The 26,198-nt window shown below is 59.1% G+C and carries 22 protein-coding genes, 2 pseudogenes and 4 riboswitches; of the genes and pseudogenes, 11 read left to right on the forward strand and 13 right to left on the reverse strand.

Features of this window, described 5'->3' with window-relative positions; translation table 11 throughout:
• From BA190_RS08500 to BA190_RS08515, 4 genes are read right to left on the reverse strand one after another with little or no spacing between them, the layout of a single operon-like run.
• A complete protein-coding gene (locus BA190_RS08500; RefSeq protein WP_068285151.1) occupies positions 1–1,470 on the reverse strand; it encodes an NADH-quinone oxidoreductase subunit C in 1,470 nt (489 codons plus the stop codon).
• On the reverse strand, positions 1,467–2,945 hold the full coding sequence (locus BA190_RS08505; protein ID WP_068285330.1) for a proton-conducting transporter membrane subunit: 1,479 nt from the start codon (positions 2,943–2,945) through the stop codon (positions 1,467–1,469). The genes BA190_RS08500 and BA190_RS08505 overlap by 4 nt, the downstream gene beginning before the upstream one ends.
• Positions 2,946–2,950: 5 nt before the next feature.
• Positions 2,951–3,631: a hydrogenase gene (locus BA190_RS08510; RefSeq protein WP_068285153.1), complete on the reverse strand. Its 681-nt coding sequence runs from the start codon at positions 3,629–3,631 to the stop codon at positions 2,951–2,953.
• Between the two features lie 4 nt (positions 3,632–3,635).
• The gene (locus BA190_RS08515; RefSeq protein ID WP_068285155.1) at positions 3,636–4,583 is read right to left on the reverse strand and encodes a respiratory chain complex I subunit 1 family protein; all 948 of its coding nucleotides are present in this window, start codon (positions 4,581–4,583) and stop codon (positions 3,636–3,638) included.
• 102 nt (positions 4,584–4,685) lie between these two features.
• Positions 4,686–4,748, reverse strand: a riboswitch (Fluoride riboswitch).
• 200 nt (positions 4,749–4,948) lie between these two features.
• Positions 4,949–5,011: riboswitch (Fluoride riboswitch) on the forward strand.
• Between the two features lie 141 nt (positions 5,012–5,152).
• Between BA190_RS08515 and BA190_RS08520 the strand changes: the two genes are divergently transcribed.
• The gene (locus BA190_RS08520) at positions 5,153–6,688 is read left to right on the forward strand and encodes a DNA mismatch repair protein MutS (RefSeq protein ID WP_068285157.1); all 1,536 of its coding nucleotides are present in this window, start codon (positions 5,153–5,155) and stop codon (positions 6,686–6,688) included.
• Positions 6,685–8,223 (forward strand): DNA mismatch repair protein MutS, encoded by a 1,539-nt coding sequence (locus BA190_RS08525; RefSeq protein WP_068285159.1) that lies wholly within the window; start codon positions 6,685–6,687, stop codon positions 8,221–8,223. Before BA190_RS08520 ends, BA190_RS08525 begins: the two co-directional genes overlap by 4 nt.
• A gap of 51 nt (positions 8,224–8,274) precedes the next feature.
• On the opposite strand, the gene BA190_RS08530 is transcribed toward BA190_RS08525, so the two are convergent.
• From BA190_RS08530 to eno, 4 genes are all read right to left on the reverse strand, one after another.
• The gene (locus tag BA190_RS08530; RefSeq protein ID WP_082979575.1) at positions 8,275–8,868 is read right to left on the reverse strand and encodes a tyrosine-protein phosphatase; all 594 of its coding nucleotides are present in this window, start codon (positions 8,866–8,868) and stop codon (positions 8,275–8,277) included.
• A 68-nt stretch (positions 8,869–8,936) separates the two neighbouring features.
• On the reverse strand, positions 8,937–10,784 hold the full coding sequence (locus BA190_RS08535) for a voltage-gated chloride channel family protein (RefSeq protein ID WP_068285161.1): 1,848 nt from the start codon (positions 10,782–10,784) through the stop codon (positions 8,937–8,939).
• 84 nt (positions 10,785–10,868) lie between these two features.
• A riboswitch (Fluoride riboswitch) is annotated at positions 10,869–10,945 on the reverse strand.
• Positions 10,946–11,034: 89 nt separating this feature from the next.
• On the reverse strand, positions 11,035–11,634 hold the full coding sequence (locus tag BA190_RS08540; protein ID WP_156771416.1) for a hypothetical protein: 600 nt from the start codon (positions 11,632–11,634) through the stop codon (positions 11,035–11,037).
• Positions 11,635–11,727: 93 nt separating this feature from the next.
• On the reverse strand, positions 11,728–13,035 hold the full coding sequence (gene eno / locus BA190_RS08545) for a phosphopyruvate hydratase (RefSeq protein WP_371260305.1): 1,308 nt from the start codon (positions 13,033–13,035) through the stop codon (positions 11,728–11,730).
• A gap of 81 nt (positions 13,036–13,116) precedes the next feature.
• Positions 13,117–13,178, reverse strand: a riboswitch (Fluoride riboswitch).
• A gap of 308 nt (positions 13,179–13,486) precedes the next feature.
• Between eno and BA190_RS35190 the strand changes: the two are divergent.
• The 8 genes and pseudogenes from BA190_RS35190 to BA190_RS08575 form a co-directional block, all read left to right on the forward strand.
• Positions 13,487–13,778: pseudogene (locus tag BA190_RS35190) on the forward strand (transposase); the annotation flags it as partial.
• A 196-nt stretch (positions 13,779–13,974) separates the two neighbouring features.
• On the forward strand, positions 13,975–14,790 hold the full coding sequence (locus BA190_RS36790) for an IS110 family transposase (protein ID WP_245314630.1): 816 nt from the start codon (positions 13,975–13,977) through the stop codon (positions 14,788–14,790).
• On the forward strand, positions 14,787–15,332 hold the full coding sequence (locus BA190_RS36795) for a transposase (protein WP_245314631.1): 546 nt from the start codon (positions 14,787–14,789) through the stop codon (positions 15,330–15,332). The genes BA190_RS36790 and BA190_RS36795 overlap by 4 nt, the downstream gene beginning before the upstream one ends.
• Positions 15,333–15,337: 5 nt before the next feature.
• Positions 15,338–15,844: pseudogene (locus BA190_RS08555) on the forward strand (IS3 family transposase); the annotation flags it as partial.
• A gap of 327 nt (positions 15,845–16,171) precedes the next feature.
• Complete coding sequence (locus BA190_RS08560) at positions 16,172–17,032, forward strand: metal ABC transporter substrate-binding protein (protein WP_068285167.1); 861 nt, start codon at positions 16,172–16,174, stop codon at positions 17,030–17,032.
• Positions 17,029–17,931: a manganese/iron ABC transporter ATP-binding protein gene (locus BA190_RS08565; protein WP_068285169.1), complete on the forward strand. Its 903-nt coding sequence runs from the start codon at positions 17,029–17,031 to the stop codon at positions 17,929–17,931. The genes BA190_RS08560 and BA190_RS08565 overlap by 4 nt, the downstream gene beginning before the upstream one ends.
• Positions 17,928–18,788, forward strand: coding sequence for a metal ABC transporter permease (locus BA190_RS08570; protein ID WP_068285171.1), 861 nt, complete (start codon positions 17,928–17,930; stop codon positions 18,786–18,788). Before BA190_RS08565 ends, BA190_RS08570 begins: the two co-directional genes overlap by 4 nt.
• Complete coding sequence (locus BA190_RS08575) at positions 18,785–19,630, forward strand: metal ABC transporter permease (protein ID WP_068285173.1); 846 nt, start codon at positions 18,785–18,787, stop codon at positions 19,628–19,630. The genes BA190_RS08570 and BA190_RS08575 overlap by 4 nt, the downstream gene beginning before the upstream one ends.
• Before the next feature lie 73 nt (positions 19,631–19,703).
• Here BA190_RS08575 and BA190_RS08580 read toward each other — a convergent pair whose 3' ends face one another.
• The 5 genes from BA190_RS08580 to BA190_RS08600 all read right to left on the reverse strand — a co-directional run bounded on the left by BA190_RS08580 (position 19,704) and on the right by BA190_RS08600 (position 24,492).
• Positions 19,704–20,150 carry a Fur family transcriptional regulator gene (locus BA190_RS08580; RefSeq protein ID WP_068285174.1) on the reverse strand — a complete coding sequence of 149 codons (447 nt, stop codon included), beginning with the start codon at positions 20,148–20,150 and terminating at the stop codon, positions 19,704–19,706.
• Positions 20,151–20,454: 304 nt separating this feature from the next.
• Entirely contained in the window at positions 20,455–21,375 is a 921-nt protein-coding gene (gene prpB / locus BA190_RS08585) for a methylisocitrate lyase (protein WP_068285176.1), read from the reverse strand.
• A gap of 9 nt (positions 21,376–21,384) precedes the next feature.
• A complete protein-coding gene (prpC, locus tag BA190_RS08590; RefSeq protein ID WP_068285178.1) occupies positions 21,385–22,551 on the reverse strand; it encodes a 2-methylcitrate synthase in 1,167 nt (388 codons plus the stop codon).
• A 10-nt stretch (positions 22,552–22,561) separates the two neighbouring features.
• Positions 22,562–24,079, reverse strand: coding sequence for an MmgE/PrpD family protein (locus BA190_RS08595; protein ID WP_068285180.1), 1,518 nt, complete (start codon positions 24,077–24,079; stop codon positions 22,562–22,564).
• Positions 24,076–24,492, reverse strand: coding sequence for an acyl-CoA thioesterase (locus BA190_RS08600; protein ID WP_068285333.1), 417 nt, complete (start codon positions 24,490–24,492; stop codon positions 24,076–24,078). The genes BA190_RS08595 and BA190_RS08600 overlap by 4 nt, the downstream gene beginning before the upstream one ends.
• A gap of 131 nt (positions 24,493–24,623) precedes the next feature.
• On the opposite strand from BA190_RS08600, the gene BA190_RS08605 reads away from it, so the two are divergent.
• Positions 24,624–26,033, forward strand: coding sequence for a short-chain fatty acyl-CoA regulator family protein (locus BA190_RS08605; protein WP_068285182.1), 1,410 nt, complete (start codon positions 24,624–24,626; stop codon positions 26,031–26,033).
• Positions 26,034–26,198 lie beyond the last annotated feature (165 nt).

Genomic DNA, 26,198 nt, shown 5'->3' on the forward strand with positions numbered 1-26,198 from the left:
CTAGCGATCACAGCCAGCCATGGTCAGGCCAAAACTAGCCTCGTTGATCGCGTAATCCATCATGTTGGTGTCGTGCACAGTGAAGGGGAACGCTCGCCAGTTGGAGAAGGAGGGCGATTTGATCTTGACGCGCTTGAGCTTTCCTTCCGGGTCCATATGGACGGCATAAAACAAGGAACCACGCGGACCTTCAGCCCAACCTAGCCCCTCCGAAAATGGTTCGGGGACGCAATCAACCCGGATCTGTCCTGGCTCGAGCAGCAGCAGCACGCGCTGGCACAGGGCGAAGGAGGCCTCGATTTCGGCGATGCGTACACGCTGCCTTGCGTAGGCATCTCCTTCCTCGAGCATGGTCACGCGTATCGGCAGTTCTCTGTAACAGGCATAAGGGTGGTCTCGCCGCAGATCGCGGTCGAGACCGGATGCACGTTCAATGGGACCTGTGGCACCTTGGTCAAAGGCAATTCGTCGGGCCAGGATGCCTGTGGTGATCAAGCGATCGAGATGGCTTTCTGTGCGGTCCAGACGCTCGGCATACGCGGCGAATTCAACGCGAAGAGCCTCAAGCTCATCCGCTAGCCATTTGCCGATCTCTAGGTCTCGGCGTAGGCCACCGGGCACCAGAATATTGCGAAGAAAGCGGCTTCCGGAGAGCTTGGCGTTGAGTTGCTTTGCCTTCTCCTCAAGGAGCTTGCCTTGGGCCTCGCCGACTTTCAGCGTGGTGGTATGGCAAAGATGTCCCAGATAGTGAAGGTGATTGTAAAGACGTTCGAGCTCGGCAAGCAGGACGCGCAGGGCTTGGGCGCGGGGGGGCGCCTGGCAATTGGCTGCTTTCTCGACAGCCTGGCAAAAGGCGAGCGCGTGAGCGATGCCACCGACAGCGGACACCCTCTCTGCTATCACCACGGCCTCGCCAGGCCGGACGCCTTCAAAGCGCTGCTCCATGCCGCGATGTTTGAAAAACAGGCGCGGCTGATAGTGCAGAATGTGCTCACCGATATAGAAGAATGTGAATTCGGCCGACTCCACCACGTCCGCCCTGATCGGCCCGAAGGGAAGCTGCTGAACATCAGGTGCTTCCATGATGGGCAGATGAGGATGTCCGTTCGTCGGCGGATTGTGAGCGAAGTCGCGATGTCGTTGATCGGTACTTTCCCCGTCACGAAGAACGAGGGGGTAGGGGTCGGGGTGGTCGCGGAACCGGATCTCGTAGAAATCCATGATTTCGCGCTCGTACCATCCAGCGAGAGGCCAGATCTCAGCCAGACTTGGTACCTCCTTGGTTGCCGGCAGTGCCCACAGGCCAAAATCCTGTTGATCAGGTAGGGCTGAGATATAGCGAAGCTCGATCTGACCGTCGTGTGGCGACCAAGCATAAGCAAATTGCATGCGCCCGCCGGTACCACGCAGGCGCTGTGCCTTTTTCGACAGCGTCTCAAGTGTAATCTTCTCTCTCACGGTCCCTTTCATGGTGTCGTCCCCACGAACGAGATGGAAGAAAGGGAAGCAGCGATATATTGGAAATGTTCCCACATGGCCTGAGGCCACCACACTCCGAACAGGAAAAGGGGAAGCAGGGCCAGCCAGACCGGCGCGAGACACCAGGGACTGACTATCCCTTTCTCCGAGGAAGCTGATTGAGCGTCGTCGAAATACATCGTGCGGAAATGATTGAGAAAGCCGATGAAGATCACGATCAGCAGGACAGCGACCAGCCCAACGACGAAATATTGCTCGCGCGACAGGCCGGCTCGAATGATGGTGAGTTCGCTCAGGAACAGTCCAAAGGGCGGAGCACCTGTGATCCCAACAGCGCCAGCGAGCCAGAGGGCTCCCAGGACCGGCAGTCGTTGCGAGATGCCGTGAATGCCAGGAATGCGCTTAGTACCGTAGGCGCGCATCACGCTGCCCGCACCGAAGAACATAGCGGATTTGTTCAGCGAGTGGTTGAGCATGTGATAGAGGGCGCCGGTGACGCCGAGCGGACCACCAAAGCCGAACCCGAGCGCGATCATTCCCATATGCTCGATGCTTGAATAGGCCATGAGCCGTTTCAGACCGGTTTGGCGCACAATGAACAACGAGGCAACAAACAGGGACAAAGCGCCGAGCACGAGAAGAGTGCCGTGAGCGAGGGCGGGAATGCTGCTGGCGTCCGCAACGGCAAGATATCGGACGATCCCGATCATGGCCGTGTTGAGCAGGGCCCCCGACAGCAATGCCGATACCGGCGCAGGACCTTCACTATGGGCATCGGGCAGCCAAGTATGCATTGGTGCCAGTCCGACCTTCGTGCCGTAGCCGATCAAGACCAACAAGAAGGCGAGAGAAACGACAGCTGGATTCAAGTGAGGAGCAGCTTGCTGCAGCCTTGCCCAGGTCATGTCATAGGTCGGTCCCAACACAAACGTGCCGCTCCAATAGAACAGAACCGTCCCTAGCAACGCCAGGCTGATGCCGGCGGACACCACGATGATGTATTTCCAGGCAGCTTCGATGCTTGCGGCCTCATGCTCGAAAGCAACGAGGAAGGTGCTGATCAAGGTCGTGAGTTCGATTGCAATCCAGTATAGACCAGCATTGTTCATCAGCGGGCCGACGAGGGTCGTCAGCGCGAAGCCGGCAAACATCGCATAGAAGCGATTGAGGCGTTCGCCTTCGGCGATCAAACGCATGTATCCGACTGCATACATGGATGCCAGGAAGTAGACGATCGCCGTGCACAAGATCGCCCAGACGCCGAGGCCATCGACGATGATGTAGTCACCCCAGAAGGTTTCTTTCCGGCCGCCAAGATGGATAACGAGAAACAGCGTGGCCACAAGCGTTATGACGCTGCCTGCCAGATTGATAGCTTCGGCGGCGCGGCCATTTCGCGCGACCAGAATGAGGACTATGGCAAGAGCAGGTGCCAGAGCGATGATGAGGGTGAGGGATCCGATCATCACACCTACCCCACCAAGCGCCGCAGATGCAGCGAACTCGTCGAACCGACGTGTGCCAGCAAATAGCGCACCAATACGCCGAAACAAGCCACAACGATCAGAAGATCGAAGAGAATGACGATTTCGATGAGTAGAGGCATGCCCGGGACCAGAATCTGCGTGCCGAGGAAAACACCGTTTTCCAGAACGAGCAGCCCCAGGATTTGACTAATGGCTTCGTGACGCACCGACAACATCAGGAAGCCGATGAGCTTCATCGACAGCATGACTGTCAGAGCAAGAACCACGATGGTGCCATCAAGATTGAGCGCCTCACCGATGCGATAAGAAACTGCCAACGCGAAGACGACGGCAAAGGCGCCAATCACCAAGCTGGAACTGGCCTGCAGGATGACATGAACCTCGCGGCTCACCTCGAGGCGGCGAATGATCCGAAAAATCAGATAGGGCAGCAGCAGGCCTCGAAACGCGGCTGTCAGGACAGCAACGATATAGAGCTCAGCGTAGTTGCCGTAATAGCCAATGGTGGCCGATAGAATGGCGATCAGCCAGGACTGGGCGGCAAACGCGATCAAATAATGCTTCAACCAGCGTGAGCCGAGCATCACGAAGGAGAGCAAGAGGCTGCCAATTGCCAGCAGGCTGAATAGAGCGCCGGGGAGAGGATCGAGATGTGCGGCAAGCATGGCATCACCCCAGCTGTGTGCTGACGATGGCGAGGATTGCGAGCAGGAAGGAGGCCGCCAGCGGTTCCTGGTAACGATAGAATCTCAGGCGAGATTGGGCGGTCTCGACGAAGACGACCGCGAAGGCAATGATAAGGAACTTCAGCCCGATCCCGCCGATCGCACCAGTGACGCCGAGGGAGCTTCCCTCGTACGAAAGTCCCCAAGGAAAGAGCAAAACATTGGCGAAGATCGTGTAGAGGATGAACTGTTTCATCATCGATGCCCATTTGAGCAGGGCGAGCAGTGGGCCGGAATATTCGAGGATGCGAGCCTCCTCGATCATATAGATCTCGATATGCGTGCTTGAGTGGATGGGTAGCCGATCCGTCTCGACAAGGAGAAGCACGAAGAAGGCTGCAACCAGGAACAGGTGGGTAGGGCCCCAATAGATCGAGGGCTCGGCAACCAGCAGATGGTTGACGACAAACGGAAGCATGGCCTTGGCCAACAAGGTGATGCCCACGAAGACGAGGATGAGCGTCGGTTCAGCCAGGATGGTCACCATGACGGCCCGGCTGGAACCGATACCTCCATAAGCGCTTCTCGTGTCCAAGCCGGCCAATGCGACCATGAACGAGCCAAGTGTCAGTATGAGGCCGCCGCCCAGAATGTCTCCCATGTCGGACAGAGGGAGCGGAAAATTGGTCAGCACGGGAATGAGGATCGGCACAGTCAAGGTCGCTGTGAAAGCGACGACAGGGGCCGCCCAGTAAAGCCAGGAGGCCGTTTCCGGAAGGACAATCTGCTTTGAAAATAGCTTCCTAAGGTCGCGATAAGGTTGGAATATTCCTGGTCCTTGGCCGCGCTGGATGCGTTCTTCGAACTGGAGGATTACACCCTGCAGAAGCGGCGCGACCAAGAGCGTCGTCAAAACCTGAGCGATTTGGAGAAGGACGTCGCGCGCAGTCATGGCCTTTCTCCCGTGAGAGATGCCACACATGTCGTCACGACTTCTGGTGCGTTAAATTTGGGGAAGGGCGCTTTCACGACACACGCTCCTGTCTGCCAAAATGGCCTGACAGGAGTCATCGTCCCCGAGGGCGGTTATAAGGTGAACTCCATCACCTAATTTAAGGGTGAGCCTGCTCAGGTCACTTGTCAAGCCGGTTCGAAGCGCTCGGCGCGACGCGCTTGTTTGGAGAGACGGGCGGACGGATACACCGCCGGATGGTCGCGGCCCGAAAGACCTCGCCATCCCCATGACTGTGCCACACGGCGAACTCATGCGGTGATTGCGGTTTGCCATTGACAAAACATCCAAGCGCTCCAAACTAAGCAGGTATAGGCGATGGAGTTCGCCTTTAACCGCTCTGATGAGCTGATGACTCCTTCCGATGGCGCAACCCGGTTGCCGAGGAGGGAGTCGAACATGTGTAGTCTCCAGCACAATTGGTCACGGGTCCTTAGGAGTGGCCCGGCGGCATGCCTATCCACCTGTGTTCGCAACCGCTTGGCGAACACACAAGGGAGGGCTCGCCAATGACTGTTTTCGACAGCATCCTCTACGATCTTCATAGCAGAGCAAGCAGGTCCCCCACGGCGCAAGAGCCGGATTTCTTCAAGGATCTCAATCTTGACCAGATCGTTGCCGCGATTGTATCCGGTCGGGACGAGTACGACCTCACGCCGTTCTTTCGCGAACCTCCGCTGGACTTGAACACGATCTACTACCGCCATGAGATCATGAAGGATCTCGAGCAGGCAGCGGTGCATGAGTTGGTCAGCCGATTTTCGCGGAAAATGCAGACAATGCGCACGCAAACCGCGAGATCCAAGAAATTCTACTACAAATTTCAGAAAGAATGGATTTTTCTCGATGCTGTCCAAACATATTGTGAGGCAATTGTCGATCTCCAAGATAGTCTATTGGAACAGACATTGCGCTCGCGCGGTTTGATGGCGTTTCGCGATTACCTCAAAAACTACGTCGAGACGGAAGCCTTTTGTAATTTGCGCGCCGCGCTCACCCAACTGAGGAAGGATCTCGCTGACGTCATTTACCTGCTCCTCATTCGGGATTCGAGCATCACCGTATGTCGGTTCACAGGCGAGCGAGACTATGGGGCGAAGGTACTGAAGACTTTTGAAAAATTTCGACAAGGTGACGCCAAGGCGTTCGAATTCAAACTTCACGATTTTGTCGAAATGAATCACATCGAGGCGGGTGTCCTCGACTTTGTTGCCAAACATCATCCTGCTGTTTTCGAACGCCTCGATCGGTTCGTCTCGGATAACGAAATCTACATCGATCCGACGGTGGGGCGCTTTGAGTATGAGATCCAGTTCTATGTTGCTTATCTCGAATATGTCGCCCCTTTGCGTCGGGCAGGACTTTCGTTTTGCTATCCCAAGCTCGTGACCAGTAAAGACATTGCTGCCTCCTCGTGTTTCGATCTAGCCCTTGCAGCCAAGCTTGTCGGCGAAAAGAACAAGGTCGTTACAAATGATTTTCATTTGGCTGGCTTCGAACGCGTCTTCGTAGTCTCCGGGCCCAATCAGGGGGGGAAAACGACATTCGCCCGCACTTTCGGCCAGATGCATTTCCTGGCGCGGCTCGGCTGTCCGGTTCCAGGGACGTCAGGACAGTTGTTCTTTTACGATCAACTCTTCAGCCATTTCGAAAAAGAGGAGGACATTCGCAATCATCGCAGCAAGCTCGAGGACGACTTGGTTCGAGTCCATAGCATCATCGAACGAGCAACGACGAACAGCATCGTTATCCTCAACGAGATCTTTACGTCCACGACGCTGAAAGATGCGATGTTCTTGGGGCGGCAGATTTTGCAACGGATTATCGACCTCGATCTTTTGTGTGTGTGCGTCACATTCATGGACGAGCTGTCTGTGCTTAGCGAGCAAACTGTCTCGATGGTAAGTACGGTCGTGCCAGACCGTCCTGCACAGAGGACTTATCGGGTCGTGCGTCGAACCGCTGACGGACGCGCTTACGCCCTGTCTATTGCCGAGAAATATCGCCTTACCTACGAGACATTGAAGGAGCGCCTCGCGTCATGAAAGCCTTCCTGATGTATCGAGAACGCGATTTTGACCCCAAGCAATGCCTGCCGCCCAATGCTGCGGCTGTTGTTCAGGACCTGGAGCTCGAAACGTTATTTGCCGCGATGGCACAAAAGGACTCTTTTGTGCATGACATCGTAAAGGTGGCGGTACTGGCAGCGGCCAACAACACGATTGCCGAAATCTCCTACCGACAGGCCATCCTCCTCGACAGCCTGAAGAACCCCACGGTCATTCGCAATCTGTATGACCTCGCGGTGGAGGCAATCGAACGGGAGAAGAAGGCCTATTGGGGGCTCTTCCGGGATTCCCCGGACACAGTACTGCAGCGTTCGATCGGTGTGATGCAGATATTCATGGATGTGCTGAGGCGGCTCAGGGACATCGCTGAGATCCATGAGCAATGCTTCGATTCCGAGGGGTTCCGCGCCCTATTTGGCATGCTCCAGCGCGAGCTTTCCAACGACTATTTCGCTGAAGTCAATACGCATCTTCGCCAGCTCAAATTCAATCAGGGTGTATGGGTGAGTGCGCACCTCGGCGAAGCCAACAAGGGCGTGGACTATGTCCTACGGGAGCAACACGAAGATACGCGCAACTGGTTCATGCGACTTTTTCCCCGGAAGGTGCAGGGCTTCACACTTCATCTCCATCCGCGCGACGAAGCTGGCGCCCGGGCTATGTCCGATCTCAAGCAACGCGGCATTGCGCTCGCCGCCACGGCTATTGGCCAGGCGGCCGACCATATACTCAGCTTCTTCCACATGATGCGAACGGAGTTGGCTTTCTATGTCGGAGCGCTCAATCTGTCAGAGAAGCTGACTGCATTGAGCGCTCCAACGGCAGTGCCGGAGGCGTGCCCGGCAGAACCACCGGATTTTAGATGTCATGATCTCTATGACGTATGCTTGGCTCTCAGCATGGGCCGTGCAGCCGTCGGCAATGATCTAGCCGCAAACGGCAAGCGCCTGGTCATGATCACTGGCGCCAATCAGGGGGGTAAGTCGACGTTTTTGCGCAGCGTCGGGCTTGCGCAGCTGATGATGCAGGCCGGCCTGTTTGTGGCGGGGCGCAGTCTCAGGGCGAGCATAGTCGATGGCGTTTTCACCCACTATAAGCGTGAGGAAGATGCCTGCATGAGAAGCGGCAAGTTCGACGAGGAACTCAATCGCATGAGCGATCTGGTCGACATCCTGACGCCGCACGCTCTGGTGCTGTTCAACGAGTCTTTTGCAGCCACCAATGAACGGGAAGGGTCAGAGATCGCCAGGCAGATCAGCTGTGCCTTGCTCGATCGGGGAATTCGGATCTGCTTTGTGACTCACCTTTATGAGTTCGCTCATCAAATGCATGAAATGAACTCAAGCGAAGCGCTGTTCCTGCGCGCGGAACGCAAAGATGGGGGAGGGCGAACATTCAAGCTCATCGAAGGCGAGCCGCTGGACACCAGCTTTGGCGAGGATCTGTATGACTCGATTTTTCAGACCAGTCAGAACCGAACGGGCCCATCGCCTAAGCGCTCAGCTGCGTGATGCCATCGCGCGACAATTCCAAGGCGCTGTTCAAATGGAGGAGGCGCGGATCTAGCGGTCTCGACTGGCTGCAACTCTGTCAAAGGTCTCATCCATGGCTGCAGTGCCACTGCCAAGCCATGGAAAATGGCCGTAGTAGAAAGACAATTGTTGCCTTGCCTCCTCAGGTGTCTTTCCCGCAACGAGATGCTCGAAGAGCGCTGCGGCGAGGCCGGTGCGATCAGCGCCGTTCTTGCAATGAACCAGGATGGGTTGCTTGGCGGTTTTCAGAACGGAGATAAGGCGGGCAAGGGTTTCAGGATCGGGAGCCTTGTCCGACGACATTGGGATATCGATCTGCAGCACCTTCAGGATCTGCGTCGTCCGTTTTTCGTCTTCGTACCATCCCGCCCCGCGATGGGGGCCACGCAGATTGACGATGGTTCGAATGTCCCCGGAGGTGATGACTTCCTGCAATTTCTCCGGAGACAATTGAGCAGATCGATAGAGCCCGGGTTCGACTTGGTGGACGTTGCCGGTGAATTGGAGACCGGCAGCCCACCCCGCCAGGCAAATGGCTATCAGTCCGGCCCAGCCCAGCAATTGCCATAGCAATTGATGTACTCGATGCGAGAGATTTTCTCTCGCGTTGAGAACTTCGTGCATAGACAATCTCCTATGGAGTTCGTCGGCCCCTGTATTTTTCGGGAGGTCGGCGACCAGATCAGCTGAACCTAACTTGCCTTCGCAAGACCATCATCGGTCTGGACATCGATGATTGAGGTTTCGCGCAAACGCGCGTCCTTATCACCGATGCTCCAGCGCTCGAGGTGCTTGTAGATGATCACTTTGTTCCGCAAGAGCGGGCCATTCTCTTGGCAGAAGGCTTCAAGTTGGCCGCGATGACCAATGAGTTCGACACACATCGTCAGTTCTGGATTTCCAATCTCGGAATCATACTGTTGCGGACTGCCGTGGTTGCTGTAACCAAAATGGGTGTGGTGGGCGATCGCGTTGATGATGCCCGCCTTTTTGGCAGCCAAAACCAGCCCGCGATAGAGTGGTGGCGCCCCCCAGAAGGCTCGTCCGCGGGCTCTGGGCATCCTGTCCCTGGGTTTGAGATAGATGCGGACCATGCCGACTTCGCTCGGCGTGACAATATGAGGGTAAGTCATAGAAGGATCCTTTTCCGATGTGTTGAGGGGAGATTTTGCGCCGGCCGAGCCTCGGCTCGGATAGCCGAATGCGGGAAAGATGACCGTGTTGCGATTGATTTCGCGAACTTCGCGAAGAGATACGTCTGGTGGAATTGCTCCGTTGTTGATCTTCGGAATCCCCAGGCGCTGCGAGAGATAGATGCTGGAATGGCCGCTGAAGACATAGGCAAGGAAGCATGCAGCCGCGATGTAGACAGTGTTTTGCGCGCCGAAGAGTTCGATGCCCATGACTGTGCACGCAAGCGGCGTATTTGAGGCTCCGGCGAATACGGCAACAAAACCGAGTGCGGCTAGAAGGTCAACCGGCGCACCTAATAGATGTGCGAGGGTGTTGCCGAGTGCGGCGCCAATGAAGAAGAGGGGCGTAACCTCACCGCCCTTGAACCCCGTACTCAGGGTCGTGACGGTGAAGAGGATCTTCCAAAGCCAGCTCCAGTAGTCGGCGCGAGTTGCTTCAAAGAAACCCAGGATGGTCGCATCGGCTGGGTTTGGAGACGAGACGCCCAGGCCAAGATATTCCCGCGTGCCCAGGAGAAAGACCAGGCCGATGACCAAAAGGCCACCAACGACCGGGCGGAGCGGGGCAAAAGGTATCGCCTTCTTCCATAGGGCGGAAGCCGAATGGGAGGCTTCGGCGAAGAGTTGCCCGACCAGTCCAAACGCCACGCCGGCAAAGGCGACTTTCGCGAACAGGAGCACGTCCAGATGAAAGCTCGCGTTCCCTGCACCGAAGGTAACGTGATAGGGCGTGTGATGGATACCCCAGGACTGGCAAATCCAGTCACCTGCCACCGCAGCAATGAGACATGGGGCGAGCGCCTCATATTCGATGCGGCCAACGGTCAGGACTTCCAAGGCAAAGACGGTGCCTGCAATCGGGGTGCCGAACACCGCGCCAAAGCCGGCCGCAATTCCAGCCATAAGCAGCAGGCGCACCTCACTCGGTTCAAGGCGCAGCATCTTGCCAACGGCGCTGGCAAGGCTGCCACCGAGTTGCACAGCAGTTCCCTCACGTCCAGCGGAACCGCCGAAAAGATGTGTGATTACCGTCGAGGCAAGAATGAGCGGAGCCATTCTCAAAGGAACGCCCGCGCCTGGTTCGTGTATCTGATCAACGATCAGGTTGTTGCCACCTTCAGCCGACCGGCCGACCCAGTGATAAACCAGCCCGACAACGAAACCCGCGGCGGGTAGACCAAACAAGAACCACGCATGGTCAAAGCGTATCTCGGTTGCCTGATCCAATGCCCAAAGAAAGAGAGCGCAAAAGCTGCCGATGACTGCAGCCATGGGGATGACGATCGCGGCCCATCTGAAGATGGCGAAGCCCTGGCTGAAGCGATTGGTCAAAGAAGAAAAAGACATCTGCGGCTCCGGATGCGGACAGGAGCTTCAGATGTGAGCATCGCGCGGATGCCATTCAGCCAAGACTCCTCGCCTGCAAAAAACAGGTGAGTAGGAGTCATTAGCTCTTCGGAGAGCGGTTCGGCTGAGAAAGCCCGGCAGATTCCATTGCCGTTTCCGTACTGCTACTGCACCGCAGCATCGTCTGGCAAATGCGCCGTCTGCTGATGAGGGTTGCAGAAATTGCATGCCTTACTGAAGCTGCGATTGTTCATGGGAGGGCCCCGGCAATTTGTGCTAGCAGCACGCAACTTCCGCACATGGCTACGAAAGCCCCCAGCCCATCCATTGTGTATGCGGGAAGAGAACGCTCGACATGCGCGGCATGCAAGCAGGCAATGAGCGCGGCAAGAATGGTTGCAAGCAGGGCGGCGGAGGCAATAAGACCAATAATACCACCGGAAGGTTGATGGAGCATCGCCAATTCGCGAAGATCAAGCAATGTCGTGATGGTTATTAGAGCCGCAGCGACAAGGCCCATCACATTGCGATCGCCTTCATGTCGCTGTTCGGATACCCGCTGCCAGGGACGTTGATCGTCGTCGGGTAAGTGGTCGATGAACGCATAGAGAAGATATGCGCCAACGATGGCCAGCATAATGGCGCATAACACACCGGCCGCCAGATTGATCAGCCACATGGTGGACGAAGGCACCACAAAAACAAGCCATGAACAGGCGACGCCGAGGCTTCCACCGACGATGGCGCTGCGCCATCCAAATGCCCGTGCGACGGCGCTGAAGAGGACGGCTGCGAACAGAACAAGGGGGAAGGCTTGCTGGAAGACATTGTCGGCAATTGAAGCACCCATGATCAATAACCCGGGCAGACGAACGACGCGTAGCTCGATGAAGGAGGCATACCTATTTGCGAAAGCCACGCGAGATTGCGTCGACAATCTCATCTATTGGGTGGTCAATGGATCGTTGTGATCACGCGCCTCGTTGAAGGGAGATCGATATTCCGCTCGATCTCCAAGTTCTTTTTCGATGACGAGCAGGCGATTGTATTTTGCGATCCGTTCTCCGCGACACACCGAGCCTGCTTTGATCTGGCCGCCTCCAAGCGCAACAGATAGGTCCGCGATGAAGGGATCCTCCGTCTCGCCTGAGCGATGCGAGATGACATAATTCCAGCCCGCCGATCGGCAAAGGTGGACGGCCTCGATGGTCTCCGACAGCGTGCCGATCTGATTGGGTTTGATGAGGACAGCGTTTGTCGCTTTACGTTCGATGCCCTCTGAAATGAAGCGTCGATTGGTAACGTATAGATCGTCGCCCACGATCTGAATCGAACGGCCGAGGGATGCGGTTTGCGCGATGAAACCATCCCAGTCAGTCTCAGCAAAACCATCTTCGATCGAGACGATTGGATAGGCCTGTGCCCACTCGGCATACATTGTGAGAAGGGCGTGCCGATTGACCCGCTCACCCACTGCAAGACGATACAAACCATTGGAAAAGAATGACGTCGCTGCTGGGTCGAGGGCGATCGCAATATCCCGCCCAGGCACATATCCTGCTTTCGTAATCGCGGCGACAATCAAATCGCAAGCATGCCGGTCATCCGCCAAGTCTGGCGCAAACCCTCCTTCGTCGCCGACACCAGTGGACATCCCCCAACGCTCCAACTCCCTGCGCAGCGCCCGGAATGTCTCAGCTCCATAGCGTATCGCTTCACGGTAACTGGGCGCGCCATGTGGCACGATCATGTACTCTTGGAACGCCAGTTTGTTGCTCGCATGCTTTCCTCCATTGATGACGTTCATCATCGGAACTGGCAGGCGGCATTGGTCTGGGCCACCTAGATAAGCGTACAGAGGGATATCAAGCGACGAAGCGGCGGCGCGTGCGACGGCCAGCGAAACGCCGAGGATCGCGTTTGCGCCTAAGTTGGATTTGTCGCTGGTTCCATCATAATCAATAAGTGCTTGATCGATTTCTCTTTGATACTGGGCGTCCTTGCCTATCACAGCGGCAGAGAGCTTTTGTTCCACGTTCTCCACGGCTCGACAAACGCCAAGTCCGCCAAAACGCGAATGATCGCGATCGCGTAATTCCTTTGCTTCATGCTCGCCTGTCGATGCACCTGAGGGGATCGAGGCGGTCCCGATGGTGCCGTCATTCAGGCGAACTGCGACCTGAAGTGTCGGGTTGCCGCGTGAATCCAAGATTTCGAGGGCGTTGAGTGATTGGATAGAGCGATCCATAATGCCTGTCCTCCTGAACGAAACGCTCGGCGAGACAGCATGACCGCGTATAGTTGCGCCCCAGACATGGCTCTACCGTCGTGCCCAACGGTAGGAGTCATCAGCCGGCTGGCGCTCAAAGGGGGGACTCCATCCCCGAGGACAGATTGTCACAAAGTTGCAGCCGGTCAATCTGTTTGTTGAAGCCGAGCAGCCTTGCGCGCCAAACTAAAAATTCCGGAGCCGATATCCATGGCAGAGGTGGTGAATTGCATGTGAGCCTCGACCTTTTGACTTCCGCGCATTGTTGTTCTTTGGCTTGACACTTGGCACGCTTTAAGCGCCTTCGACGCAGCTTCGATAGCTGCCTTCCTATTGGACTGCTCCCACATTTGTGGACGCCTTCTTCGCTAACTGGACTGCCCCTATCCTGGTAGACAAGCCCCGCCTTTCCTTTGAACATAGGAGGCAGCTTGTGAATTCACAGCGATTTACACCGGAATTTAAAGAGGAAGCCGTCAGGCAGGTGGTCGAGCGCGGTTATGGCGTTCCGGATGTCGCAGCCCGTTTGGGCGTGTCGGCACATAGTCTGTAATAGTCTGTATAAGTGGGTCAAGGCCGTATCGCCCGATCGATCAGAGCAGCAATCGAAGGAACTTCTAGAGGCCAAGAGCGAGATTTTTCGCCTTCGCTCCCAACTGCGGCGCGTCGAGGAAGAGCGAGATCTCTCAAAAAACGATCACGGGCTTCGGTCCGCCTGTGCGCGGTAGAAACAGGCCCGTGCTACGTTGCTGGCCGGAGGGGAGTTGCCGACTGCTTATTAGAGGCGTTCGACCCCGTTAAAAAACGTGGCACATGGGCTGTTGCGTACTTGAGAGTGGTGACGCCGTCTCGGCGGCGATCCCGGTTAGGAAATGATGAACTTGTACGGCCCAGCCCCTCCCGATCCATCGGAGGAAAGGCATGCCCAAGACAGGGGCATCCAACGCTCAGAACCTCGCGTGTATGAATCCCGGCGTCGCAGCGATCGACATCGGTTCCACGATGCATATGGCTGCCGTCAACCCGGACAGCGACGACATGCCGATACGCGCCTTCGGCACTTTTACCCACAACCTTCATGATCTCGCCGACTGGTTCAAATCCTGTGGGGCGACCAGCGTCGCGATGGAGTCGACCGGCGTCTATTGGGTCCCAGCTTTTGAAATCCTGGAACAGCATGGGCTTGAGATGATCCTCGTCAATGCTCGCTACGCGAAGAATGTACCAGGCCGGAAGACAGACGTCAGCGATGCGGCATGGCTCCGCCAACTGCATTCCTATGGCCTACTGCGAGGAAGCTTTCGTCCCAACGCGCAAGTGGCCACATTGCGCGCCTATCTGCGGCAGCAGGAACGGTTGGTCGAATATGCTGCAGCTCATATCCAGCACATGCAGATAGCACTGATGGAGATGAACTTGCAGCTTCACCATGTCGTGTCGGACATTACCGGTGTGACGGGTATGAAGATCATTCGGGCAATCGTTTCCAGAGAGAGGGATCCGGATATTTTGGCATCCCTGCGCGATGTTCGCTGCCACTCATCGGCCGAGACAATACGGGCATCTTTGATTGGGAATGATCGGGATGAGCACGTTTTTGCGCTCTCACAGGCGCTGGAGCTCTACGATGTTTATCAGCAGGAGATGCTCGAGTGCGATCGCAAGCTCGAGATGGCAATAGCCGCATGGCTACCGAGGTTGAGACACCACTTCGGCCGTTACCAAATATCCGAATGAAGACCAGACAGGTGAATGCACCATCCTTTGACGTGCGGGCCGCATTGTATGGCCTGGTTGGCACAGATTTAACGCAGATCCACGGTCTCGGCTCCTCCCTCGCGCTCAAGCTGACAGGCGAGTGCGGCACGGATCTGCGGGCTTGGCCCACCGCCAAGCACTTCACCTCATGGCTTTGTCTGGCACTCGGCAACAAGATATCGGGCGGCAGGCTGCTTTCGTCGCGAACGCGCCGATCATCAAGTCGGGCGATTGCGTTCTTGCGATTGGCGGCAACCATCGGCAGAAGCGACACTGCACTTGGCGCATTCTACCGGCGGTTGGCGGGACGGATAGGAAAGCAGAAGGCCGTCACGGCGACGGCACGCAAGATTGCCGTTCTCTTCTACAACACTCTGCGATTTGGAATGGTCTACCGCGATCCAGACGCGGCGGCCTACGACGAGCGGTATCGTGGCAGGGTTCTGGCCAATCTCCAGCGCCGAGCCCGATCTTTGGGATATCAGCTCGAACTCGTGCCCGCTGAAGGATGTGTTTCTTAGGAAGCCGCGCGGTACTTTGTCAGGGAACCCGAATGAAGTACCGCTTCATGAACGAGCACCGCCATGACTACGCCATTACGTTGATGTGCTGGGTTCTGCGGGTGGCTCGCGCAGGGTTCTACGCACGGCTGCACAAACCGGTGAGCGGTCGCGCCAAGGAAGATGCCCGCCTGCTCGCTCTTATCCGCGACTCCTACTGTGCAAGTCATGGTGTTTATGGTGCGCGTCGCATCTTCGGTGACCTTCGAGAAGCCGGAGAGAACTGCGGGCTGCACCGTATAGAGCGCATCATGCAAGAAAACGGCATCAAGCCAGTACGCGGCTATAAAAAACCTCGAACCATTGCTGGCCGTCCCTCCATCATCGCTCCCAACCGGCTACAGCGCGCGTTCACCGTCGATGCGGCCAACAAGGTCTGGGTAACCGACATCACCTATATCCGGGCCTGGCAGGGCTGGCTCTACCTGGCTGTGGTCGTCGATCTCTTCGCGCGCAAAGTCGTGGGCTGGTCGACGAATGACGTCGCGTTCGGCGCGGAGACGGGTTTGAGTGTCATCGGGAACAAGAAGCATTTGATCATCCAATTGGTGGCGCCCCGGAATCCGTAGAGCCCTGGGAGCGTTTCCACGTCTTTGCAGAATTCTTATTGCAATCAGGTCGCAATTGCAAAATAAGAGGAAAGTGACGAGCGGCAACTCATATTGCAAATGATTCTTAATTGCATATCGAGTTGAGTTGCTCGGCACATAATCAGGATCCAATCGTCAAAGGAGACATCGGTGTTGGGTAGGGCAAGGCGGTCGTTTCTGGCCGGAATGATGGGGGCGGTATTCGCAGGCATGCTGCTGGCGGTTCCAGGTGAGGCCCAAGACGGGAGCGGCTCGAAATTCAAGGCTGTGACGACCTTTACGGTCATCGCCGATATCGCCAGGAACGTCGCCGGTGACGCCGCGGTTGTGGCATCGATCACCAAGCCGGGCGCGGAAATCCACAATTACCAGCCGACGCCGGGCGACATCCAGAGAGCCCAGGGCGCGCAGTTGATCCTTTGGAACGGCCTCAATCTCGAGCTCTGGTTCGAGAAGTTCTTCCACAACCTCAAGGATGTGCCGGGCGCCGTCGTCTCCCGGGGTGTTGAACCGATGGGCATCGCCGAAGGCCCCTATACCGGCAAGCCGAACCCCCATGCCTGGATGTCGCCAACGGCCGCATTGGTCTATGTCGACAATATCCGCGACGCCTTCGTCGAACATGATCCAAAGAACGCCGAGACCTATAAGGCCAATGCGGAGGTCTACAAGGCGAAGATCAGGGACGTCATCGCCCCGATCAGGGCGGAACTCGCCAAGGTTCCGCAAGAGAAGCGCTGGCTTGTGTCGAGCGAAGGCGCGTTCAGTTATCTGGCTCGGGATTTCGGCCTCAAGGAACTCTATCTGTGGCCGATCAATGCCGACCAGCAGGGTACGCCCCAGCAGGTCCGCAAGGTCATCGACGCCGTTCGCAAGAACGGGATCGGCGTGGTCTTCTCGGAAAGCACCATCTCCTCGGCGTCTGCCGAGCAGGTCGCGCGCGAGACGGGTGCCAGATATGGCGGCGTGCTCTATGTGGATTCGCTGACGGAGGCGGACGGTGCCGTGCCGACCTATATCGACCTGCTCCGCGTCACTTCCAGCACGATCGCCAAGGGGCTGGCGCAGTGACCGCGCCCCGTATCAATCCTACGCCTTCTCCTTTCCCGGACCCTGGGGCCGGCATCGCCTTGACCGGGGCAACCGTCACTTACCGTAATGGCCATACCGCGCTTCGGGATGCGAGCTTTCGGATCCCGACGGGCACGATTGCGGCGCTCGTCGGGGTCAACGGGTCCGGCAAGTCGACGTTGTTCAAGGCCATCATGGGCTTCGTGCGCCTGGCGAAGGGCAGCATTCATGTGCTCGGCATGCCGGTGTCGGAGGTGCTGCGCAAGAATCTCATCGCCTATGTGCCGCAGGCCGAGGAGGTCGATTGGAATTTTCCGGTGCTGGTCGAAGATGTCGTCATGATGGGGCGCTACGGCCATATGGGCATGATGCGTATTCCCAAGGCCGCCGATCACGAGGCGGTCACGGCCGCACTTGTCCGCGTCGGCCTGAGCGAGCTTCGCAAACGTCAGATCGGCGAATTGTCCGGAGGGCAAAAGAAACGTGTTTTCCTCGCCCGGGCGCTCGCCCAGGATGGCCGCGTCATTCTGCTCGACGAGCCGTTCACCGGCGTCGACGTCAAGACCGAGGAGCAGATCATCAAACTCTTGCGGGAACTGCGCGACGAAGGGCGGGTCATGCTGGTTTCCACCCACAATCTGGGCTCGGTGCCGGAGTTTTGCGACCGGACGATCCTGATCAAGGGCACGGTGCTCGCCTTTGGCCCGACAGCCGAGACCTTCACGCAGGACAATCTCGAGAGAGCGTTTGGCGGCGTGTTGCGCCATTTCGTCTTGAATGGGGCTCGGGACGGCAAGCCGGCACCGCACGGTGTCTTCACGGGCGACGAACGGCCGCTGATCGTGGAGGATAAGGGCGTCATCGCCATGGCTGGCGAGATCGATGGCGGGTGGAAATGATGGCCGGCCTCCTCGAGCCCTTTGCCTATGAATACATGCTGAATGCCATGTGGGTATCGGCCCTGGTCGGTGGGGTCTGTGCGTTCCTGTCCTGCTATCTGATGCTCAAGGGCTGGTCGCTGATCGGCGATGCTCTCTCGCATGCGATCGTGCCGGGTGTTGCCGGTGCCTATATGCTGGGCCTGCCTTTCTCCATCGGCGCTTTTTTCTCGGGAGGACTGGCGGCGGTCGGCATGCTTTTCCTGAGCCAGCGGACAAGGCTGAAGGAAGACGTCATCATCGGCCTGATCTTTTCGGGTTTCTTTGGGCTTGGCCTGTTCATGGTGTCGATCTCTCCCACCTCGGTAAACATCCAGACCATCGTTCTCTGCAATATCCTGGCCATCACCCCGGGTGACACCATCCAGCTCGCGATCATCGGTTTCATTTCGCTCGCCATCCTGTTCGTCAAATGGAAGGACCTGATGGTGACGTTCTTCGACGAGAGCCATGCGCGTTCGATCGGGCTCAATCCGACGGCTCTCAAGATCATGTTCTTCACATTGCTTTCGGCCTCGACGGTCGCTGCTCTCCAGACCGTCGGCGCCTTCCTCGTCATCTGCATGGTGGTGACGCCCGGCGCCACGGCCTATCTGTTGACGGACCGTTTCCCTCGGCTCCTCGGCATTGCCGTCGCCATAGGCGCGGTAACCAGCTTCGCCGGCGCCTATATGAGCTATTTTCTCGATGGCGCGACCGGCGGGATCATCGTCGCGCTTCAGGCAGCCATCTTTCTGCTCGCCTTCCTGCTCGCGCCCAAGCATGGAATTCTGGCGGCCCGCAGACGGGCGATGCTCGCACTGGGGGAGGGACGATGATCATCCCCGACATGTTGCTCTCGCCACTTCGGTTCGACTTCATGCTCAATGCGCTGGCGATCTCGGTCCTGGTCGCCATTCCGATGGCATTGCTCTCGTGCTTCCTCGTGCTCAAGGGCTGGTCGCTGATGGGCGATGCCATCAGCCACGCGGTCTTTCCCGGCGTGGTCGTCGCCTATATCGTTGGTCTGCCCTATGTGATCGGCGCCTTCGTGGCGGGCATGTTCTGTGCCGTTGCCACCGGCTATCTGAAGGACAATAGCCGCATCAAACAGGATACGGTGATGGGAGTGGTCTTTTCCGGCATGTTCGGCTTGGGGCTGGTGCTCTATGTCAAGATCCGGTCCGACGTCCATCTCGATCATATCCTGTTCGGTGACATGCTCGGTGTTTCCCGGAGAGACCTTGGTGTCTCGGCGCTCATTGCGGCCCTTGTCGTGGGAGTGATCGGCGTCAAGTGGAAGGACTTTCTGCTGCATGCCTTCGATCCGGCGCAGGCCCGCTCGATCGGACTGCGGGTGAACGCGTTGCATTATGGCTTGCTCAGCCTGGTTTGCCTGGCCATCGTCGGTGCCCTGCAGGCCGTCGGCATCATCCTCGCGGTTGCCATGCTGATTGCGCCTGGCGCAATTGCCTTCCTGCTGGTGCGCAGGTTCAGCACGATGTTGATCCTGGCGGTCGTCGTGGCCGTGCTCGGTTCACTTGGCGGGACCTATCTGTCCTTCTTCATCGACAGTGCGCCGGCGCCCACCATCGTGCTCGTGCTCACGACCCTGTTCATCGGCGCGTTCATTCGTGCCGCTCGCAAGGCGGCGCGGATCGAAGCGTCCTATGCCGCCTGATACCGGAGACAGAGTTGCCTCCTGCCCGCACCCGGCGATGCGCCGGCACGAACGAGCCGTAGTGCCGAAGGCTCTACGGCTTCTTGCCGGGCGATCGTCGGGCGCCGAGAGGCTTTACATAGATCTCCAGCCGATGGCTCACGATGGCAAAGCCGTGCCGGCGCGCGATCTCTTCTTGCAGCCTTTCGATTTCATCCGAGCGGAATTCAATCACGTCGCCGGTCTCGACATTGATCAGATGGTCGTGGTGCTCGCGATGAGGCCTTTCAAACCGTGCCCGCCCGTCCCCGAAAGTGTGCTTTTCCAGGACGCCTTTTTCCTGCAGGAGGTTGAGGGTCCGGTAGACCGTGGCAATCGCAATATCCGGATCGATCTTGCTGACACGCCGGTGAAGCTCGACCGCATCCGGATGGTCCGAGGCCTCCGACAGAACCTGCATGATGATCCTGCGGGGCCCGGTCAGCCGGAGGCCGTGTTCCTTGCAAAGCGCAGCGATATCCATCTGGGCGGTACATCTCATCGAGGCCGTTCGGCGTCAGTCCGGGAGGCGACCGACATGGACATGGCCACACCTGCCTTTACCGTGGGATCAGCCCTACCCCAGCTGCATGGCAAATGCAAAAGCAGGAATGCCCTGTCGGATGAGAGACGGCCTGTCTCATGGCCGCTCCCGCCATGACATGCCGAGGATCCAAGCGAGGGATTTGAAAGCTCCCCGCTCTTGCAAGGCCCCTATCCGGCCAAAAATTCTCGGAGCCATGGCCATGTGTCGGGCGCTAGGCGTTTGACATCGGCCCGCGGGCAAGATGAGCGAAGGCGCCGCATCATCGCTGCGGCATGGCTTCGGGAATGATGGTTCGAATGATGGAGTTATCCAATGCTTCGTAATCGTGCAGCCCGATGGCGGCATAGAGTTCGGCGCGGGTCTGCATCCGGTCGACAAGGCGGTGCGCGCCGCCGTCGCGCGCGATGGCCGCGTATAGTTCCTGCTGGGCCTTGTTGGCGACGCGCAGCGAGGATACCGGCCATATCACCATACGATAGCCCATGTCGCGGAACTCGTCGGCCGTGAAGAAGGGCGTCTTGCCGAACTCCGTCATGTTGGCCAGCAAGGGGACGCCCGGCATGCGCTCGGCAAAGGCCCGGTACATCTCGACGGTATTGAGAGCTTCGGGGAAGATCGCATCGGCGCCGGCCTCGACATAGAGCCTTGCCCGCGTGACCGCGCCATCCAGGCCCTCGCTGGCGGCAGCGTCTGTCCGGGCGATTAAATAGAGATGCCGTCGTGCCTTGGCCGCGGCGGCGACCTTGGCTGCCATGTCATGGGCGTCCGCGAGTTTCTTGTCATTGAGATGCCCGCATTTCTTGGGCAGCAGCTGGTCCTCGATATGGACGGCGCCGGCGCCGGCATCCTCGAAGGTCCGCACCATGTGCATGACGTTAAGGGCTTCGCCATAGCCGGTGTCGCCGTCGACCAGCAGCGGCAAGCCGCTCGCACGGACGATCTGGCGGATGAAGAAGGCAACTTCGTCGACCGTGATGATGCCGAGGTCCGGCAGGCCCATCGAAGCGGTCATCGCCGCGCCCGACAGATAGAGGGCGTCGAAGCCCGCCGCCTTGGCCTGCAAGGCCGCCATGCCATTATGCGCGCCGGGAAGCTGCAGGATGCCGCCGCGCTCGACGAGGGCACGAAAGCGCTCGCCGGCAGGTGCCTCGGGCAGATCGGCGGAAACGAGATAGGGCATGGTCTCTCCTCAGGCGGCCCGGTTGGCGGCGCTATGGATGCCGCGCTGCCCGATCGGCACGAACGCCAGATTCTCCGGACCGACATAATGGGCCGAGGGGCGGATGATCTTGTTGTCCTGTCGCTGCTCGATGATATGCGCGGCCCAGCCGGATGTGCGGGAAACCACGAAAAGCGGCGTGAACATCGCCGTGGGCACGCCCATCATATGGTAGGATACCGCGCTGAACCAGTCGAGATTGGCGAACATCTTCTTGGTTTGCGCCATGGTGGCTTCGATGCGCTCGGCGATGTCGTACATCCGGGTCGATCCGGCCTCGACCGAAAGTTTTCTGGCCACGGCCTTGATCACCTCGTTGCGAGGATCGGCGAGCGTATAGACGGGATGGCCGAAGCCGATGACGACTTCCCGGGTCGCGACGCGGCGGCGGATGTCGGCCTCCGCCTCGTCGGCATCGGCATAGCGCTTCTGGATCTCGTAGGAGGCCTCGTTCGCGCCACCGTGCTTGGGGCCGCGCAAGGCCCCGATCGCGCCGGTGACGGCCGAATGGATGTCGGAGCCGGTGCCGGCGATCGAGCGCGCGGTGAAGGTCGAGGCGTTGAACTCGTGTTCCGCATAGAGGATCAGGGAGGTGTGCATCGCCCTGACATGCGCCGGGCTCGGCTCGCTACCGTGCAGGAGGTGCAGGAAATGGCCGCCGATCGAATCGTCGTCGGTCTCGACCATGATTCGACGCCCGTTCTGCGCGAAATGATGCCAGTAGAGTAGCATCGAGGAGAGGGAGGCGAGGAGACGGTCGGCGATGTCGCGCGCGCCGGCATGGTTGTGATCGGGCGCTTCCGGCAATACGCAGCCAAGCGCCGACACGCCGGAGCGCAGCACGTCCATGGCATGGGTGGAGGCAGGCAGCAGTTCCAGCGTCTGCTTGACCGCCTGGGGCAGGCCCCGCAGGGCCTTCAGCTTTGCCTTGTAGGCTGCCAGTTCGGAGAGTGTCGGCAGCGCGCCATGCACCAGCAGGTAGGCGATTTCCTCGAACTCGCAGCTCCCAGCCACGTCGAGTATGTCGTAGCCCCGGTAGTGTAGGTCATTGCCTGTGCGTCCCACCGTGCAGAGCGCGGTGTTGCCGGCGACGACGCCGGACAGGGTCACGGACTTTTTCGGCTTTGTCGCTGTCATGCTGTCCTCCTCAAGCCCGTTTCCAGTCGAAAATGCCGCGCGAGGCCGTCGGCCCGAGCTTTTCGGGGGCGACCGCAAAGGTGAGGCCAGTCAATTCGTCGGGCCGGAGTTGCGTGAGCCGCTCGACGGTCGCGATGAAGCGATCCTGTTCGGCGCCCTCGACGATGCCATCGGCCAGCACCCGGAATTTGTTGACGTAGTCGGCGCGTACGAACGGGCGGGCGCCGAGGGGATGGGCATCGGCGATTGCGAGTTCGTCCTCGATCACCGTTCCGTCCTCGATCGTGACCGCGACGCGACCGCCGAAGGCCTTGTCCTTGGGATCATGGCTATGATAGCGCCGCGTCCATTCGGGATCCTCGACCGTCGAGACCTTGTGCCAGAGCGCAACGGTCTCGGGACGGTTCGCCCGCTCCGGCGCATAGGAGCGTTCGTGATGCCAGCCGCCATCCTCCAGGGCCACGGCGAAGATGTACATGATCGAATGATCGAGCGTCTCCCGGCTCGCCTTCGGATCCATCTTCTGCGGGTCGTTGGCTCCGGTGCCGATCACGTAGTGGGTATGGTGGCTGGTATGGATGACGATGCTTCTGATCTTCGCCAGGTCGCCGATCCTGGGTCCCATCCGGCGCGCCAGGTCGATCAGGGCCTGGCTCTGATATTCGGCCGAATGTTCCTTGGTGTAGGTATCCAGGATCGCGCGCTTGGGCGAGCCGGGTTTGGGCAGCGGCACGGCATATTCGGCCTTGGGACCGCTGAGAAGCCAGGCGATGAAGCCATCCTCGCCCTCCCAGGCGGGAGACGGTGCCCCTTCGCCGCGCAGGACGCGGTCGACCGCCTCCACGGCCATCTTGCCGGCGAAAGCGGGAGCGTAGGCCTTCCAGCTCGAGATCTCGCCCTTGCGAGACTGGCGCGTCGTGGTTGTTACGTGCAGGGCCTGCTGTACGGCCTGATAGATGGTTTCGACCGGCAGGCCGAGAGCGGTTCCGATGCCGGCCGCAGCCGATGGGCCGAGATGCGCGATGTGATCGATCTTGTGCTCATGCAGGCAGATGCCCTTCACCAGATCGACCTGGATCTCGTATCCCGTGGCCAGGCCCCTGGCCAACTGCAATCCCGACAGTCCGCAATGCTGGGCGACGGCGAGGATCGGAGGAATATTGTCGCCGGGGTGCGAGTAGTCGGCCGCCAGGAAGGTGTCGTGGAAGTCGAGCTCGCGTACGGCGACCCCGTTGGCCCAGGCGGCCCATTCCGGCGAGACGCGATTCGATGTCCCCAGGCCGAAGACCGTCGCGCCGGGCTGGAAGGGGTGCGCCACGGCCTGGGCCCTGGCACTCGCCACCGGATGGCGCCCAAGCGAGGCCGCGGCGACGGCAGCATTGTCGATGATGCGGTTGCCGAGCATTTCTACGACATCCGCCTCGAGCGGCACGTCATCGGCGGCGACGCATGCGATCTTCCAGGCGAGCTGGTCTTCGCGCGCCAGCTTTTCAGCGGATCTGTAGGTGCGAACGGTATGCAGCGTCACGAGACGACTTCCTCTGGTCGGGTTTGCTCAAAGAAGGGGATGGCAATGGGAACGCCGCCGTCGTCGACCGCGACCATGGTGAAGCGGCCGCTGATCGCAGGGCGATCCGCAGCCGCGGCGCCGGGTACAAGGTCGACCAGCACCGTCATTGAGGAACGGCCGCGCGATGCCACGCGGGCGCGGATGTCGACGATGCTGCCCAGCCTGACCGGCCTGCGGAACTCGACGTCGTCGGCCTTGGCCATCACCACGGCGCAGCGTGCATAGCGCGAGGCACAGACGAAGGCGGCCTTGCCCATGATCCTGAGGGCATTCGGCCCGTAGAGTGTTCCGTAGTGATTGGCATGTTCGGGCAGGACGATCTCCGTGAAGTGGATCTCCTCATCCCCGGTAGGGTCTGCTGGCGCTGTCACGGCCTTGCACTCCAAGCCTCTTTTCAATTCGCATTATCCGCATAAGATAGAATCGGTAAATGATTGAAAATGCAGAGATTTGCGAAGCTGTATCGGCCAGTTTGCAAAGTTTGCGAATATCGAGTGCGGGCATGAAGAAGCTGTTCATGGGGGTGCGGTTGAAGCGGCTGCGCGAGGAGCGCCGCCTCACCCAGCAGGCGTTGGCCGATGCGATCGGCATCTCGTTGAGCTATCTCAACCAGATCGAGAACAATCAGCGGCCCCTGACAGTGGCGGTGCTGCTCAGGCTGAATGCCGCCTTCGGCGTGGACGTCCAGCTCTTCTCGGATGAGGACGAGGCGCGTCTCGTCGGGGAATTGCGCGAGGCCCTGGCCGATCCGCGGGCAGGGGAGGACATCTCGGGCGCCGAGCTGAAGGAACTCGCGGCGAACATGCCTGCCGTCGGCAGGGCGATCGTGACCCTGCACAGGAGGCTGACCCACGCGCTCGACCAGTCGGCCGCACTCGCCACGCGCCTGGGCGATGACCGCCATGGCGGGACGCAGACGGCCGCGGCTCCGTTCGAGGAGGTTCGCGACTTCTTCTACCAGCGACACAACTATATCGACGCGTTGGACCGCGGTGCGGAGGCCGTCTCCGTTGAGCTGCCCGATCGCGGGCCGGCCGGGCTGGCGGCCCGGCTGTCCCAGCGTCACGGCGTTCGCGTGGTCTGGGAGGATAGCGGGGCCAGGCCGGCTCTGCGCCGCTCTTTCGATGTCGTCGGTAAAATCCTGCGCCTGCCCACCAACCTCGCACCGGGGCAGCAGGCCTTTCAGATAGGCACGCAGCTGGCCCTGCTGGAGTTCGGCGGACAGATCGACGACCAGATCGCCGGTACCGTCTTCGCGAGCCCCGAGGCCCGTTCCCTGGCCCGCATCGGATTGGCGAACTATTTCGCGGGCGCGCTCATCCTGCCCTATGCGGCTTTCCTCGCCGCCGCCGAGGATCTCAATTACGATATCGACCTGCTCGGCCAGAGGTTCGGGGTGGGGTTCGAAACGGTTTGCCACCGTCTGAGCACTCTGCAGCGCCCCGCCGCGCGTGGTGTTCCCTTCTTCTTCGTCCGCGTGGATCGTGCCGGCAACATCTCCAAGCGCCAGTCGGCGACGGATTTCCATTTTTCGCGCACCGGCGGTACCTGCCCGCTGTGGAACATCTACGAGGCCTTTGCTCAGCCGGGGAAGGTGCTGACCCAGCTGGCGGAAATGCCGGACGGCCGAACCTATCTGTGGGTGGCAAGAGCGGTCAGCCACGCCACCGGTGGCTATGGTGCGCCGGAGAAAGCCTTCGCCGTCGGCCTCGGCTGCGATCTGCGCTACGCGGGCAAGCTCGTCTATTCCAGGGGTCTGCGCCTCGACGATACCGAGGCCCGGACGCCGATCGGGATGGGGTGCAAGATCTGCGACAGGCCCCGCTGCGCTCAGCGCGCATTTCCGTCCGTGGGCCGGGCGTTGGTGGTCGATGAGACCCGAAGCGTGCTCTCGCCATACTCATCGACGTGACGTCCCAGGTTCGTTGTCGTTGATTCTGCTAGTCGCGACAAATTCCAACGTCTCTTGGCGGGCTCAAGCGGGAAATGCGACGCTGTCCGGATCTACCAGGCAGCCTCCAGCTCTGCAGCTTCGCATTCGCCTGCGTCTAGAAATCTGTCGCCTGGTTTATGCAGG

Origin of the sequence: Labrys sp. WJW, from assembly GCF_001676615.1 — a bacterium.
Classification (GTDB): domain Bacteria; phylum Pseudomonadota; class Alphaproteobacteria; order Rhizobiales; family Labraceae; genus Labrys; species Labrys sedimenti.